General features: G+C 69.3%; 15 protein-coding genes. 1 reads left to right on the top strand and 14 read right to left on the bottom strand.

Annotated features, from left to right (window positions below; translation table 11 throughout):
- Positions 1-4 precede the first annotated feature (4 nt).
- Genes lpdA through pdhA form a run of 6 tightly spaced genes read right to left on the bottom strand, consistent with a single transcriptional unit; the run spans position 5 to position 6149 of the window.
- Complete coding sequence (gene lpdA / locus JMJ55_RS03900; protein WP_202824156.1) at positions 5-1408, bottom strand: dihydrolipoyl dehydrogenase; 1404 nt, start codon at positions 1406-1408, stop codon at positions 5-7.
- Between the two features lie 3 nt (positions 1409-1411).
- Complete coding sequence (locus JMJ55_RS03895; RefSeq protein ID WP_202824155.1) at positions 1412-1897, bottom strand: GNAT family N-acetyltransferase; 486 nt, start codon at positions 1895-1897, stop codon at positions 1412-1414.
- 1 nt (position 1898) lies between these two features.
- On the bottom strand, positions 1899-2285 hold the full coding sequence (locus tag JMJ55_RS03890; protein WP_202824154.1) for a VOC family protein: 387 nt from the start codon (positions 2283-2285) through the stop codon (positions 1899-1901).
- Positions 2282-3679: a pyruvate dehydrogenase complex dihydrolipoamide acetyltransferase gene (locus JMJ55_RS03885; protein WP_202824153.1), complete on the bottom strand. Its 1398-nt coding sequence runs from the start codon at positions 3677-3679 to the stop codon at positions 2282-2284. Before JMJ55_RS03885 ends, JMJ55_RS03890 begins: the two co-directional genes overlap by 4 nt.
- A gap of 12 nt (positions 3680-3691) precedes the next feature.
- Positions 3692-5122: a pyruvate dehydrogenase complex E1 component subunit beta gene (locus tag JMJ55_RS03880; RefSeq protein ID WP_202824152.1), complete on the bottom strand. Its 1431-nt coding sequence runs from the start codon at positions 5120-5122 to the stop codon at positions 3692-3694.
- Between the two features lies 1 nt (position 5123).
- Positions 5124-6149, bottom strand: a complete 1026-nt coding sequence (pdhA, locus tag JMJ55_RS03875) for a pyruvate dehydrogenase (acetyl-transferring) E1 component subunit alpha (protein ID WP_202824151.1) — start codon at positions 6147-6149, stop codon at positions 5124-5126.
- A gap of 296 nt (positions 6150-6445) precedes the next feature.
- On the opposite strand from pdhA, the gene JMJ55_RS03870 reads away from it, so the two are divergent.
- Positions 6446-7468 (top strand): phytanoyl-CoA dioxygenase family protein, encoded by a 1023-nt coding sequence (locus JMJ55_RS03870; RefSeq protein WP_202824150.1) that lies wholly within the window; start codon positions 6446-6448, stop codon positions 7466-7468.
- Here the strand turns inward: JMJ55_RS03870 and JMJ55_RS03865 are convergent.
- The 8 genes from JMJ55_RS03865 to JMJ55_RS03830 form a co-directional block, all read right to left on the bottom strand.
- On the bottom strand, positions 7462-7791 hold the full coding sequence (locus JMJ55_RS03865; RefSeq protein ID WP_202824149.1) for an FtsB family cell division protein: 330 nt from the start codon (positions 7789-7791) through the stop codon (positions 7462-7464). The two genes, JMJ55_RS03870 and JMJ55_RS03865, sit on opposite strands and share 7 nt — an antisense overlap.
- 82 nt (positions 7792-7873) lie before the next feature.
- Positions 7874-9079, bottom strand: coding sequence for a polysaccharide pyruvyl transferase family protein (locus tag JMJ55_RS03860; protein ID WP_202824148.1), 1206 nt, complete (start codon positions 9077-9079; stop codon positions 7874-7876).
- 10 nt (positions 9080-9089) lie between these two features.
- The gene (gene eno / locus JMJ55_RS03855; RefSeq protein ID WP_202824147.1) at positions 9090-10367 is read right to left on the bottom strand and encodes a phosphopyruvate hydratase; all 1278 of its coding nucleotides are present in this window, start codon (positions 10365-10367) and stop codon (positions 9090-9092) included.
- A 111-nt stretch (positions 10368-10478) separates the two neighbouring features.
- Positions 10479-10757 carry a hypothetical protein gene (locus JMJ55_RS03850; RefSeq protein WP_202824146.1) on the bottom strand — a complete coding sequence of 93 codons (279 nt, stop codon included), beginning with the start codon at positions 10755-10757 and terminating at the stop codon, positions 10479-10481.
- Positions 10754-11683, bottom strand: coding sequence for a hypothetical protein (locus JMJ55_RS03845; RefSeq protein WP_202824145.1), 930 nt, complete (start codon positions 11681-11683; stop codon positions 10754-10756). Before JMJ55_RS03845 ends, JMJ55_RS03850 begins: the two co-directional genes overlap by 4 nt.
- A 148-nt stretch (positions 11684-11831) precedes the next feature.
- Positions 11832-13472: a CTP synthase gene (locus JMJ55_RS03840; RefSeq protein WP_202824144.1), complete on the bottom strand. Its 1641-nt coding sequence runs from the start codon at positions 13470-13472 to the stop codon at positions 11832-11834.
- Between the two features lie 105 nt (positions 13473-13577).
- The gene (gene secG, locus JMJ55_RS03835) at positions 13578-13904 is read right to left on the bottom strand and encodes a preprotein translocase subunit SecG (protein WP_202824143.1); all 327 of its coding nucleotides are present in this window, start codon (positions 13902-13904) and stop codon (positions 13578-13580) included.
- A 42-nt stretch (positions 13905-13946) separates the two neighbouring features.
- Positions 13947-14909, bottom strand: a complete 963-nt coding sequence (locus JMJ55_RS03830) for an apurinic/apyrimidinic endonuclease family protein (RefSeq protein ID WP_236033344.1) — start codon at positions 14907-14909, stop codon at positions 13947-13949.
- Positions 14910-15033 lie beyond the last annotated feature (124 nt).

The following is a 15033-nucleotide window of genomic DNA, read 5'->3' as shown; positions in this document are numbered from 1 at the left end:
AGGCCTACATGTGGATCACGCGGCCATAGGCATCAAGCACTGCCTCATGCATCGCCTCGGAAATGGTCGGATGGGGGAAGATGCTGTGCATCAGCTCCTGCTCCGTCGTCTCCATGGTCTTGGCGATGGTGTAGCCCTGGATCATCTCGGTCACCTCGGGCCCGGCCATATGGGCGCCCAGCAACTCCCCGGTCTTGGCGTCGAAGATGGTCTTGATCATCCCTTCCGGCTCGCCCATGGCGATGGCCTTGCCATTGCCGATGAAGGGGAAGCGCCCGACCCGGAGTTCATGCCCGGCCTTCTTCGCCGCTTCCTCGGTCAGGCCGACGCTCGCGACCTGCGGCCGGCAATAGGTGCAGCCGGGGATGTTCAGCACCTCCATCGGGTGCACTCCCTTGATGCCGGCGATGGTCTCGACGCAGAGGATGCCCTCATGGCTCGCCTTATGGGCCAGCCAGGGCGCGCCGGTGAGGTCGCCGATGGCGTAGATGCCGGGCTCGCCGGTGCGGCAATACTGGTCGATCACGACATGGGTGCGCTCGACCTTCACCCCCGTGCCCTCGATGCCGATATCCTCGACATTGCCGACGATGCCGACCGCCGAGATCACGCGGTCGGCGGTGATCTCCTGCACCTTGCCGCCAGCCTCGATGACGGCGGTGACATTGTCCCCGCCCTTCCGCAGCCCCTGGACCTTGGCCCCGGTGAGGATCTTCATCCCCTGCTTCTCGAAGCTCTTGCGGACGAAGGTGCTGATCTCGGCGTCCTCGACCGGCAGGATGCGGTCCATGACCTCGACCAGCGTCACCTGGGCGCCGAGATTGAGGTAGAAGCTGGCGAATTCCGAACCGATGGCGCCCGAGCCGATCACGATGAGCGATTTCGGCATCGAGGGCGGCACCATCGCCTCCTTATAGGACCAGACGAGCTTCCCATCCGGCTCCAGCCCCGGCAGGGTCCGCGCCCGCGCGCCGGTCGCCAGGATGATGTGCTTGGCCGCCAGGTCAGCGACCGGCTTGCCGTCCTTCGTCACCGCCATGCGGCCCTTGCCGACCAGCTTGCCCTGGCCGTCGAAGACCGTGACCTTGTTCTTCCGCAGCAGATGCTTCACGCCGCTCGAGAGCTGGTTGGCCACCGCCCGGCTGCGCTTGACGATCTTGCCGATATCGAAGCGGACATTATCGGCCGCGAAGCCATAGGCATCGAGCGTGTGGAGGAGGTGGTTGATCTCGGAGCTGCGGAGCAGCGCCTTGGTCGGGATGCAGCCCCAGTTCAGGCAGATGCCGCCCAGATGCTCCCGCTCCACCAGCGCGGTCTTCATGCCGAGTTGGGCGGCGCGGATGGCGGCGACATAGCCGCCAGGGCCCCCGCCGAGGACGATGAGGTCGAAGCTCTGGGTTTCTGCCATGGTTCAGTCCTCCCGCGCGGCCAGCGCCTGGAGCGCCGTGCCGCTGAGCCGTTGCAGGGTCCAGCCGTCGCGTGGCTGCGCGCCGATGGAGCGGTAAAACGCGATCGAGGGCGCGTTCCAGTCGAGCACGGACCATTCCATCCGGCTGCAACCGGCGGCGATGGCGCGGCGGGCCAGCTCGGCAAAGATCGCCCGGCCGATCCCCCGTCCGCGCAGCGCCGGCTCGACGAAGACATCCTCGAGATAAAGCTTCGGCGCCCCGTCGAAGGTGGAGACGCTGTAGAACCAGAGGGCCAGGCCGACCGGCCTGCCCTCCCATTCGGCGATCAGCGCCCAGGCACGGCGCGGCTCGCCAAACAGCAGGCGACGGAAATGCTCCTCCGTCGCCGTCACCTCATGCAGGAGCTTCTCGTAGTCTGCGAGCGCTCGGACGAAATGCAGGACAAGCGGCAGATCGGCCTCGGTCGCATCACGCAGGCGGAGGCTCATGTCACTGCCCATGATGCGCCGCTTCGACACGATTACCCGCCGGGTCGCGCAGGAAGGCTGCGTAGTACTGGGGATGATACTGCGACCGCAGGCCGGGCGCCCCGTCATCCTCCCCGCCAGCCGCGAGGCCGGCCCGCCAGAAGCCATCGACCGCCGCCCGATCCGGCGCCTTGAAGCACCAGTGCCGCCCAGTTGCCGCCTCCGGCACAGGTCCGAGCCGGATGGAGAGGTAGCTCCGCTCAGGGCTCGCGGAGTCTGCCCGCAGGCCATAGCCGAGCCAATGCTCGTCCCGCCCGACCGCCGGCACGCCGAGCGCCGCCATCACCGCGTCATAGAAACGCGCTGCGATGGCGATGTCCGACACCGTGATCGAGACATGGTCGATCACAGCATCAGGCTCAGCGGATCCTCGATGACGCCCTTCAGCGCCTGCATGAACTCCGCTGCCAGCGCGCCGTCGATGACGCGGTGATCGACCGAGAGGGTGCAGGTCATCACCGTGGCGACCGCCAGCTCGCCCTTCCGCACCACCGGCCGCTGCTCGCCGGCCGCGACGGCCAGGATGCCGGCCTGGGGCGGATTGATGATGGCGCTGAACTCGCGCACGCCATACATGCCCATATTCGAGATGCTGAAGCCGCCGCCCTGGAATTCCTCTGGCTTCAGCTTGTTCGCCTTGGCCCGGTTGGCCAGGTCCTTCATCTCGTTGCTGATCGTCGTCAGGCCCTTCTGGTCGGCCTTGCGGATGATCGGCGTGATGAGCCCCGTCGGCGTCGAGACCGCGACCGAGACGTCGACGTCGTGGAACTGCAGGATCGCCTCATCCGTCCACATCGCGTTGACGTTGGGGAAGCGCCGCAGCGTCGCCGCCACTGCCTTGATGACAAGGTCATTGACCGAGAGCTTGAACGCCCCCGGCCCATCCTTGGCGGACTTGGCATTGAGGTCGGCCCGCAGCTTCAGCAGCGCGTCGATCTCGAAATCCATCGTCACATAGAAATGCGGGATGGTCTGCTTCGATTCCGCCAGACGCCGGGCGATGACCTTGCGGATGGTGCTGTTCGGCACCGGCGTATGCGGGGCGCTGACCACCGGGGCCGGCGCGGCCGGCTTCGGCGCCGGGGCCGCGGCCGGCTGCGCCGCCGGGGCAGCGGCCTGTGGTGCGGGCGCCGGCTTCGCCGCTGGGCCCTTGGCAAGCGCCGCCTCGATATCCGACTTCACGATGCGGCCCGCCGGACCGCTACCCTGCACGCCCGAGAGGTCGAGCCCCGCCTGCTGCGCCATGCGGCGCGCGAGCGGCGAGACGAAGACCCGGTCGCCGGTATCGTGCCCGTTCGCCTTCGGCGCCGGCGCAGGCGTCGAGGGCTGCGCCGCCGGCATCGCCACCGGCTGTTCCGCCGCGCCAGCCACCTTGCCGCCCGAGGCGCGAACCGCTTCCAGCGCCGCGCCCTGGCTGGGCGATTGCGCCGGCTCCGGCGCCTCGGAACCCTGCGGGGCCGGGGCCTTGGCGCTGCTGCTGCCGGCATCGCCCACGCTCTCGCCCGGCTCGACCAGCACGCCGATCGGGTCGTTCACTTTCACGCCCTGGGTGCCGTCGCCGACCAGAATCTTGCCGAGGATGCCCTCATCCACGGCCTCGACTTCCATGGTGGCCTTGTCGGTCTCGATCTCGGCGATGATGTCGCCGGCCTTGACCTGCTCGCCTTCCTTCTTCAGCCAGCGCGCCAGCGTGCCTTCCGTCATGGTCGGCGAGAGGGCGGGCATCAGGATATTGGTCGCCATGTCCCGCTCCCCCTACTTGTAGGTCACGCGCTTCACCGCATCGACGATCTCGGGGATCGTCGGCAGGGCGAGCTTTTCCAGATTGGCGGCATAGGGCATCGGCACATCCTTGCCGCAGACCCGCACCGGCGGCGCATCCAGATAATCGAAGGCCGCCTCCATCACCTGCATGGCGACCTCCACGCCGATATTGGCATAGGGCCAGCCCTCCTCCACCGTCACCAGCCGGTTGGTCTTCCTGACGGAGTTGGCGATGGTCTCGGCATCCAGCGGGCGGATGGAACGGAGGTTGATCACCTCCGCCTCGATCCCCTGCTTGGCCAGTTCCTCGGCCGCCTGCATCGCCCAGGTCACCGCGATGGAATAGGAGACGATGGTGACGTCCTTGCCCGCCCGCTCGACCTTCGCCTTGCCGATCGGCACGATGAAGTCATCCGCCGTCGGGCACTCGAAGCTGTGGCCGTAGAGGATCTCGTTCTCGAGCACGATGACCGGGTTGGGGTCGCGGATCGCCGCCCGCAGCAGCCCCTTGGCATCCGCCGAGGACCAGGGCGCGACGACCTTCAGCCCCGGCACATGCGCATACCAGCTCGCATAGCACTGGCTGTGCTGCGCCGCGACGCGCGCCGCCGCGCCGTTCGGCCCGCGGAAGACGATCGGGCAGCCGAGCTGGCCGCCCGACATGTAGAGCGTCTTGGCCGCCGAGTTGATGATCTGGTCGATCGCCTGCATGGAGAAGTTGAAGGTCATGAACTCCACGATGGGCTTGAGCCCCGTGAAGGCCGCGCCCACCGCCATGCCGGTGAAGCCGTGCTCGGTGATCGGCGTGTCGATGACGCGCCGCGGCCCGAACTCATCCAGCAGGCCCTGGCTGATCTTATAGGCGCCCTGGTACTGCGCGACCTCCTCGCCCATGAGGAAGACCTTGTCGTCCGCCCGCATCTCGACCGCCATGGCGTCGCGCAGCGCCTCGCGCACCGTCATCGGCTTGGTCGGGCCCCAATCCTTCTCGGGCGCCGCCGCGGCCTCGCCCATCTTGGCGGCGCCTTCCTTCCGGTCGGCGCCGCGCTGGGCAACCGCGCCGTAATCCTCGGCCTGCTTCGCCACCTCGCCCACCTCGGGGCTGGCTGCGGCCGGCGGCGCCGGCTGCTGCGGCATCGCCGTGTCATGGCCCGGCGCGGTGCCCTTCGAGGCAGCGCCACCACCGCCATCCAGCTCGGCGATCGGCGAGTTGACGGAGACGCCCTCCGTCCCCTCGGCGACGATGATCTTGGTCAGCGTGCCCTCATCCACGGCCTCGACTTCCATCGTGGCCTTGTCGGTTTCGATCTCGGCGATGACATCGCCGGACTTCACCTGGTCGCCTTCCTTCTTCAGCCAGCGGGCGAGCTTGCCCTCCGTCATGGTCGGCGACAGCGCCGGCATCAGGATCTCGACACCCATCTCAGCGGGCCTCCAGCAGGACGTCGGTCCAGAGCTCGCCCTCGTCGGGCTCCGGGCTGCTTTGCGCGAAGTCGGCCGCTTCCTGCACGATCGCCTTCACCTCGTCATCGATCTTCTTCAGCGCCGCCTCGTCGAGCCCGCCCTCCAGCAGCAGCTTGCGCGCCGTCTCGATCGGGTCGGACTGCTCGCGCATCTTCTGCACCTCCTCGCGGGTGCGGTACTTCGCCGGATCCGACATGGAATGCCCGCGATAGCGGTAGGTCTTCATCTCCAGCAGGTATGGCCCGTTGCCGGCGCGGCAATGCGCGGTGGCGCGCTCGCCCGCTTCCTTCACGGCCATCACATCCATGCCGTTCACCTGCTCGCCCGGGATGCCCCAGGCGGCGCCGTTCTTCGACAGGTCGCGGGAGGCGCTGGCGCGCTCCACGCTGGTGCCCATGCCGTATTTGTTGTTCTCGATGATGAAGATCACCGGCAGCTTCATGAGCGCCGCCAGGTTGAAGCTCTCGAAGACCTGGCCCTGGTTGGAGGCGCCCTCGCCGAAATAGGTCAGCGAGACGTTGCGGCTCTCGCGGTACCAGTTGGCGAAGGCCAGCCCCGTCCCGAGCGAGACCTGCGCACCCACGATGCCATGTCCGCCGAAGAAGCCCTTCTCGCGGCTGAACATATGCATGGAGCCGCCCTTGCCGCGGGAATAGCCGCCCGCACGCCCGGTGAGCTCGGCCATGACGCCGCGGGCTTCCATGCCCGTCGCCAGCATGTGGCCGTGGTCGCGGTAGGAGGTGATGACCTGGTCGCCCGGCTCCAGGCAGGCCTGCATGCCGACAACCACCGCTTCCTGGCCGATATAGAGATGGCAGAACCCGCCAATCAGCCCCATGCCGTAGAGCTGCCCCGCCTTTTCCTCGAAGCGGCGGATCAGGAGCATGTCCCGATAAGCCTGGAGCAGCTGGTCCTGGGTCATCGGCGGCGCGGACGCCGCCTTCCCGCGGCGCTTGGCGCCTGTGGCTTCCGCTGCCTGGGCCATGCGGTTTCCTCCCTGCTCTGCGATCCCGACATGCTGAGATAGCGCCTTGCCCGCCCGCTCGGCAAGCGAGGCCCGAGAGAAAAACCGAGACAGGGCAATGAAATAGCGTTATTAACCGAAGATTGGTTAACGCCCAATTTGTGCACTGCCGAAGCTTCGCTGAAACTTGCGCGTGGGCCGGGGAGTAGCGCAAGAAGCGGAAGCCGGTTCCAATCTCGGCCGCAGTTTCGTGATCGTACTTGACGCGGCCGGTCCGGCTTCGGGATAAGCGCGCCCGCCCCCGGCCGGAGCCCCGCATGCCGAATTGGAGCCGCTGGCTCTTTGCGCCTTTCCATGTCCTGGCCCTGGCGACCGGCGCCAAATCCTTCCGCGACAATCCGGTGCTCGGCAGCGCCGCGCTGAACCGGCGCGGGCTGCATCTCCGCCGCAAGCGCCTGGCCGCCCGGCTGGCCGAGCGCCGACGCCGACGCCTCGCCGCCGGGCTGAGCGCCGAGGAACGGCGCGACTTCGAACGCGACGGCTATCTGGCCATCCCCGATTTCCTGCCGCCAGCGCAGTTCGAGCGGATGCGGGCCGAGTTGCTGGACCGTGCCGCCCCGGCCCGGGAATTCGTCGATGGCTACAGCCTGACCCGGCTGCTGCCGCTCGACGCGCTGACGCTGCGGCAGCTGCCGGAGACGGCGCGCGCCCTGGCCTCACCGCGCTACCGGGCGCTGCACCATTATGTCGGCAGCTTCCGCATGGCGCCGCACCTGTTCCTGCAGACGGTGTTCAGCGGGGTGCGCGCAGCACCGCCGGATGTGCAGAGCCACTTCCACAGCGACACCTTCCACCCGACGGTGAAGTCCTGGCTCACCCTGACCGATGTGCCGGGTGATGCGGCGGCCTTCACCTATGTCCCCGGCTCCCACCGCCCGACCAGGCGCCACCTGGCCTGGGAGAGGCGGGTCTCGATCGCCGCCGCCGGCCATGCCGACCGGCTGACCGGCGAGGGATCGCTGCGGATCGAAGAAGCGATGCTGCCGCGGCTCGGCTATTCGCCGCCACGGAAGCTGGCGGTCCGGGCCAATACGCTGGTGATCGCCGATACCAGCGGCTTCCACCGCCGGGGCATCAGCCAGGGCGCTGCCTGCCGGATTTCCATCTGGGCCTATGCCCGGGGCACACCCTTCCAGCCCTGGGCAGGGCTGGGCCTCGGGCGCGGGCCACGGATCGCGGTGCGGATCTTCTGGGCGGTGCAGGATGCGCTGGGGCTGGCCGGCGGTTGGCGCTGGGTCGGCGCGCGGCGGCCGGATGCGCCGCCGGCCCCGCTTCAGTAGAGCCGGCGATTCGGTTCGTAGGGGATGACGATCTCGTCCTTGCCGACCAGGTTCAGCAGGGTGCGCGCTCGCTCGTCGAGCTGGTCGCGGTCGATCCGGTCGCCGCGCAGCCCGTTCACCCGGCGCTCCATGGCGTCGCGCTCGGCCTCAGCCCGGACCAGGGTCTGGCGGGCGGCGGCGATCTCCTCCATCCGGCGCTCCCGCGCGAGCAGTCCGCTATCGCCATGCAGCGAATGCCAGACGAAATAGCCGCAAAGCAGCGCCAGCCCGACCGGCGGCAAGGCCTCCGCCAGCTTGCGCTTCACCGCACGTCCGAAGGACATGTTCGGAATCCCCCAATCCCCGGTGCATAAGCACCAGTCCCGGCGCCGCTTGGCAAGTACGATCCCCGCCCTGCCCGCGAAATCAGCCGAGCCGGCGCGGTAACCCCTCCATCACCTGCCCGAGCGAGGCCAGGGCCGCCTCCCCCGCCGCCTGCAGCGGCGCGAAACGCGCCAGCTCCAGCGGGGCGGGCGGACGCGTCAGCCTGTCGCGCACCCCCCCATAGTCATCGAGCGCCTGATCCCGCGCGCCCAGCGCCTCGAACAGCGCAGGGATTTTCCCCGGCCCGACCCCGAGGCATGGCACGCCCGCCAGCAGGGCGGCGATGCAGCCGTGATACCGCGCCGAGACAACTACCGAGGCGCCCGCGCAGAGCTGCCCCAGGGCCTCGACCCCCTCGACGAAGCGCAAATCTGGAAACCGCGCGACGAGCTCCTCCTCGCGCCACCGTTCCACCGCGACGAGGTCGCATCCCGTCCCCTCCGCAGCCACCCAGTCGAGGAAACGCGCCTCCTCCTCATGCACCGCCCGCTTCAGCACGATGAGCGGCCGTGCCCCCTGCCCCGGCGGCCGCGGCTGCCCGCCCCCGGCACGCAGCCCGACCAGCAGCACAGGGTCCGGCATCCATGCCGCCCCGGGCGCCGCTCCGAGGCTCGGCACATCCCGCGCCGAGCGGAAGGCCGCCCCGGCGAGCAGCGCGTCCCAGATCGGCCCATGCCGCGGATCGTCGCGCAGTGCCCGCCCCACGCCGATGCCGACCAGCCCATAGGCCAGACCGATCTTGCGCAGCATTGCTGCCCAGCCGGGCTCCATCAGTGGCCAATGCGGCGTGGCGAACAGCCCGCCCCCGCCGATCAGCAGCAGGTCCCACCCGGCCAACGCCAGCGGATCGGCCACCACATCGGCCGGCATCACCCGTCCGGAGGCGAAGGCGTAAGGCCGCGCATCGATGAAGGAACAGGCGCCGAACTGCAGCGGCCGCGCCACCGCCCCACGCAGCAGCGAGGCCACCGCCTCCGCCTGCTCCGCATCGCCGAGATTGCCATTGCCATAGGCGCCGAAGAGCAGCACCCGCAGCGGCCCTGCCTCGGCTGCCTCCATCCGCCGCAGCAGCGCCATGCGCCGCTGCCGCTCCCGTGCTTCTTCGCAGTCCAGCAGCGCGCGGATCAAGGTCTCCGGCGCCGCATGCGCTCCTGCATGGAAGGAAACGACCTGGTCGTTTTCAGCCTCCCGCCCGAGGACCACCCGGTAGAGGGCCCGAACGACATCTTCCCGCCGCCAGCCCTCCATCGGCGAAGCCCTAGCGCCGGAGGATGGTCCGCCCGGCATAGCGGCCGGCGGTGCCGAGCTCCTGCTCGATCCGGATCAGCTGGTTGTATTTGGCCAGCCGGTCGGAGCGGCTGAGCGACCCGGTCTTGATCTGCCCGCAATTGGTGGCGACGGCGAGGTCGGCGATAGTCGCATCCTCGGTCTCGCCGGAACGGTGGCTCATTACCGCGGTGTAGCTGGCGCGATGCGCCGTCTCGACGGCGTCCAGCGTCTCGGTCAGGGTGCCGATCTGGTTGACCTTCACCAGGATGGAATTGGCGGTCTTCGCCTCGATCCCCTGGCGCAGCCGCTCGGCATTGGTGACGAAGAGGTCGTCGCCGACCAGCTGCACCTTGGCACCGAGCTTCTCGGTCAGCAGCTTCCAGCCCGCCCAGTCATCCTCGGCGCAGCCATCCTCGATGGAGATGATCGGCCACTTGGCGCAGAGCCCCGCCAGGTAGTCGACCATGCCGGCCTGGTCGAGCGTCTTGCCCTCGCCTTCCATCTTGTAGACGCCGTCATGGAAGAACTCGGTCGAGGCGCAGTCGAGGGCGAACATGATGTCCTCGCCCACGCGATGGCCGGCGGCTTCGCAGGCCTTGGCGATGAAGCCCAGCGCCTCATCGGCCGAGCCGATATTGGGGGCGAAGCCGCCCTCGTCGCCGACATTGGTGTTGTGATGCGCGTCATGGAGCTGCTTCTTCAGCGCCATGAAGACCTCGGAGCCGATGCGGATGGCATCCGCCATGCTGCCGGCGCCGACCGGCATCACCATGAATTCCTGGATGTCGATCGGGTTGTCCGCATGCTTGCCGCCATTGATGATGTTCATCATCGGCACCGGCAGGGTGCGGGCGAAGGCGCCGCCGACATAGCGGTAGAGCGGCAGGCCCAGGTCGCTGGCCGCGGCGCGGGCGGTGGCGAGGCTGACCGCCAGGATCGCATTGGCGCCGAGCCGCGCCTTGTTCGGCGTCCCGTCCAGCTCGATCATCGTCTCGTCGATGCGGAGCTGCTCGGTGGCGTCCATGCCGGAAAGGGCGTCGAAGATTTCGCCCTCGACATTGGCAACGGCCTGCTGCACGCCCTTGCCGCCATAGCGGGACTTGTCGCCGTCGCGCAGCTCCACCGCCTCATGCGCGCCGGTGGAGGCGCCGGAGGGGACGATGGCGCGTCCGATGGCGCCGCTGTCCAGCACCACCTCGGCCTCGACCGTGGGGTTGCCGCGGCTGTCGAGAACCTCGCGGGCGATGATGTCGGCGATGGCGGACATGGTGCGTCTCCGGCGGATTGGGCCAGGGGCGGATAGGCCGCGTCGCGCCGGAGGGCAAGGGGGCGAGCCTCCGTTCCGGAATAGTTTAGTCGCCCGAGGGGCGGGCTGGCGCTACTCGCCCCCGCCATCCCCGCCGCAGCCGCCATCGCCCCCACTCCCGTTCCCGCCGCCCTGATCCGGGCTGGAGGAGGTAGAGTCCGAGGACCAGCCCTGGCCAGCGGATTCGGATGGCGCGGATTGGCCCACCAGAAAGGCGCCGCCGAGCGCCCCGGCGAAGGCACCCCCCATCAGCAGGGGCGCGCCATTGCCGCCCTGAACCGCGACCGGGACGCCAAGCCCGAGGCCGAGAACGGCCAGCCCCAGCAGGAGCCGGCCGAGGCGGCGCTTCATCCGCGCCGGCTGCCCTCGGTCAGATCCTCCAGCCGCTCCACCGCCGCGGCCATGGCGGCGATCTGCGCCTCGGCATCCGGCCCATCCACCGCCAGCGCGCCATGCGCCTGTTCCAGCGCGGCCAGCAGGTCGATGATGGCGGAGAAGTTGCCCTGGGCGGGGTCGTTGTCCCGGCTTTCGGACACGCTGCGGAAGATGCTGTAGCGCTCGGCCGGTCCGATCCGGCCATCGGTGCGGAGTGCCGAGAGGAAGCGCGCCTGCTGCGCATCCAGCCCCTCGCGCCGGGCGCGGATGGCGCCGCGGGTGCCCTGCCCCGGCTCCGGCCCGATCACCGCCCGCAGCAGGGCGACCACCGCGACCATATGCGGCTGCTGCTCATTCACCAGCGCGCCGAGGCTCGGCTTGCCGCTGGCGGCGATCCGCGCCGGCACGTCAGCCAGCGCCGCGACGCCAGCGAGGCCGGCGGTCTTCACCGGCTCCAGCACCGGGGTGCCGCTGGCAGCCTGTACGGCAGCGAGGCCATTGGCGGTCGCTTCGGAGAGCGCCCGCCCACCCGGATCGCCCCCGGCCCGGACCGGCTGACCCGCTGCCACCGAAGCTAGGGCATGGGCATAGTCGCCCAGTGCAGCGAAGACCGGCGCCAGCACCCGCCCGGCCGCCTCGGCCGCCGCGGCGGGCGGTGCGGTAAAGCGGGCCGGCGGCGCCGTCCGGCCGCTGAGTGCGAATGCGATCGCCTGATCCTCGCGCTGCGCCATCCGCTCGAACCCATCCATCCGCGCCACCGCGTCATCGACGGCCTGTTCGGCGGAGACGAGGGTGGCAGCGAATCGAGCCGCGGCGCTGGCCGGCGGCTCCGCCTGGCCACCCATCTGGGCGCAGCCCGCCAAGACGGGCAGGGCAAGCAGGATCATGTGACGCCGGATCATGCGCGGTTCCTCTCAGCCATGGGCCGCGAGTGGGAACCCGGAGGGCGCCGTGGTCAAGCGCCGCCGATGCCGCCCCCCTTCGCGACAGCGGGCCCGACCATGGCCGGGCCCGCCTTGCAACGAGATTACGGCGCGGTTGCCGCTGGCATCACACCAGCCGCGCCTGCCGCACCGCGGCGCCGATGAAGCCCCGGAACAGCGGGTGCGGCGCGAAGGGCTTGGACAGCAGCTCCGGATGGAACTGCACGCCGATGAACCAGGGATGGTCGGGATACTCGACGATCTCCGGCAGCTCCCCATCGGGGGACATGCCGGAGAAGCGCAGCCCGGCTTCCTCGAGCTGGTCCTTGTAGTTGACGTTGACCTCATAGCGGTGCCGGTGCCGCTCCTCGATCGTCGCCGAACCGCCATAGACCTCGCGCACCAGCGACCCCTCGGAGAGCTTGGCCGCATAGGCGCCGAGCCGCATGGTGCCGCCGAGATCGCCGGCGGCATTCCGCCGCTCCAGCGCATTGCCGCGCAGCCATTCGGTCATCAGCCCGACCACGGGATGCTCGCAGGGCCCGAATTCAGTGGAAGAGGCGCCCTTCAGCCCGACCAGGTTCCGCGCCGCCTCGATCACCGCCATCTGCATCCCGAAGCAGATGCCGAAGAAGGGGATCTTCCGTTCGCGGGCGAAGCGCACCGCCTCGATCTTGCCGGGCGTGCCGCGCTCGCCGAAGCCGCCCGGGACGAGGATGCCGCTTGCCCCTTCCAGCCGCTTCACCGCCTCCTCGCCCTTGCGATCGTCGAAGACGCCGGAGTCGACCCAGTCGAGGTTGACCTTCACGTTGTGCGCGATCCCGCCATGGGTCAGCGCCTCGATCAGCGACTTATAGCTGTCGAGCAGGTTGGTGTATTTGCCGACGACAGCGATGGTCACTTCGCCCTCGGGCTGCTTGATCGAGTGGACGATGCGGTCCCAGCGCCGCATGTCCGGCTCGCCATAGGCCGAGAGGCCGAAATGCCGCAGCACCTCCTGGTCCATGCCCTCCGCATGGTACTGGATCGGCACGTCGTAGATCGTGCTGGCATCGAGCGCCGGGATCACGCTCTCCGGCCGCACGTTGCAGAACAGCGCGATCTTCCGCCGCTCGTTCTCGGGGATCGGCCGGTCGCACCGGCAGAGCAGCACCTGCGGCTGGATGCCGAGGCCCAGCAGCTCCTTCACGCTGTGCTGCGTCGGCTTGGTCTTCAGCTCTCCGGCCGAAGGGATGTAGGGCAGCAGGGTGAGGTGGACGAAGAGGCTCCGCGTCGGCCCCAGCTCATTGGCCAGCTGCCGCAGCGCCTCGAGGAAGGGCAGCGACTCGATGTCGCCAACCGTGCCGCCCACCTCGACCAGGATGAAGTCGTAGCCGTCGGTCTCGGCCTGGACGACTTCCTTGATCTTGTCGGTGATGTGCGGAATGACCTGGACGGTGCCACCCAGATAGTCGCCGCGGCGCTCGGCCGCGATGACGTCGGAATAGATCCGTCCCGTCGTCCAGTTGTCGGCCTTTGTCGCATGCACGCCGGTGAAGCGTTCATAGTGGCCGAGATCGAGGTCGGTCTCCGCACCGTCGTCGGTGACGAAGACTTCCCCGTGCTGATAGGGCGACATGGTCCCCGGATCCACGTTCAGATAGGGATCGAGCTTGCGCAAACGGATCTTGTATCCGCGCGCCTGCAACAGGGCACCCAAGGATGCCGCTGCGATGCCCTTGCCGAGGGAGGAGACCACGCCGCCGGTGATGAATACGAACCGCGCCATGGGCGCCCTTCATAGCAAGGTCGCCTCGGCTCCGCTACCCGATGCGTGCGCCGGCTGTGGCAGATCGGCCATGCGCCGGCGTCACTTGTGGCCGAAAAGACGCGATCAGTTGGTCGGGACGCTAGGCGCCGCCGGGGTGGCGGGCACGGCCGGGGCCGTCGCGGCCGGCGGCGGCGCCGCATCGAGGATGGAGCCGCGAACTCCGGTCCCCCGCCCGAGCAGCGCCAGGGCCAGCGACAGCACGAAGAAGGCGGTGCCGAGGACCGCCGTGGTCCGGGTCAGCAGATTGGCCGTGCCCCGCCCGGTCATGAAGGAGCCCATCCCCTGGGAGGAGCCGATGCCGAGGCCGCCGCCCTCGCTGCGTTGCAGCAGCACCACCCCGATCAGGGCCAGGGTGACGAAGAGGTGGATGATGAGAAGGACGGTGGCCATGGGGTGCGCTGGGCATTCCGGGAGGGATCGGGAGGGCGCCTTCTACAGGCTTGCGGCCGCCGAAGCCAGACCAGCCTCCGCCAGGTCGTGACTGGCGAGGTTCTTGCCCTTCGCCTCCACCTCCAGATCTGTCCAATCCAGGTGGCGGAGCGCCCAGCGATTGATGGCCCTGTTCCAGAGCCGTTCCGAATGCGCCCGCAGCTCCCGCGCCGGGACGCCGGCCGCCCGCAGCGCCGCATAGTCAGGCAGGGTTTCGGGGTCGAGGCCGCCGGGCAGCAGCCCCTCCCGCGGGGCGCTGAGATGGCCCATGGGGCGGGTACCGCGCCAGCTCTCGCGGACGCGGGCGATGCGGGGGTCGTCCGGCTCGATATGCTCGCCGCCCGAGTGGCACCAGTGGTGGTGCAGGTCGAGCACGACCGGCAGCGTCTCGGCCAGGGGCAGCAGGTCGTCGAGACCATAGGAGGTCTCGTCGTTCTCGACCGTCAGCAGGCCCTGGGTTTCGGCCGAGAGGCGGGCAAAGCCGCGGCGGAAGCCCTCGATCCCCGGGGCCCGGGCGCCGCCATGGATGTTGATATGCGCCCCTTCCGGGTGCCAGCCGCCGGCGAGGCCGAGCAGGCGCATCACTTCGGTATGGTAGTCCAGCTCCTCGATGCTGTTCTCGAGGGCGCGGGCGTTGTCGGTCGCCAGCAGGCAGAATTGGCCGGGATGCATCGAGAGGCGGACGCCGGCGGCGCGGGCCCGGGCGCCGATGGCGACGAGGCCGCGCTCCACCGCCTCGCGCAGCGCCGGCTCGGCATAGCGGGGCCTGGCAACCGGGTGGGTATAGACGGGCAGGACGCTGCTGATGATCCGCAGGCATCGCTCCAGCGGCGGGGCGCTGGCCGCTTCCTCCACCTGGGCGGCGAGCGCGGCCATATTGGCCTCGACCAAACCGAGCAGCTTCTCCGTCGCCGCGGCTGGGGCGAGCCGCGTGATGGCGGCGACCGTCGTGTCGCGCAGATTCATTGCCGCAGCCGTCCGGGGGTCGCCCGGGGGCGGCAGCCATTTGCAGCACCATCCAATTCGCATGGACGGCGAACGCGGCGCGGGCTTGGCGGGTTCGCCTTGCAAGCCCGACGGATAGTTTCTG

This window comes from Belnapia mucosa (assembly GCF_016775475.1).
GTDB lineage: Bacteria > Pseudomonadota > Alphaproteobacteria > Acetobacterales > Acetobacteraceae > Belnapia > Belnapia mucosa.
The sequence above is the reverse complement of the archived record's forward strand: the minus strand, read 5'-3'. Positions and strand labels throughout refer to the sequence as shown.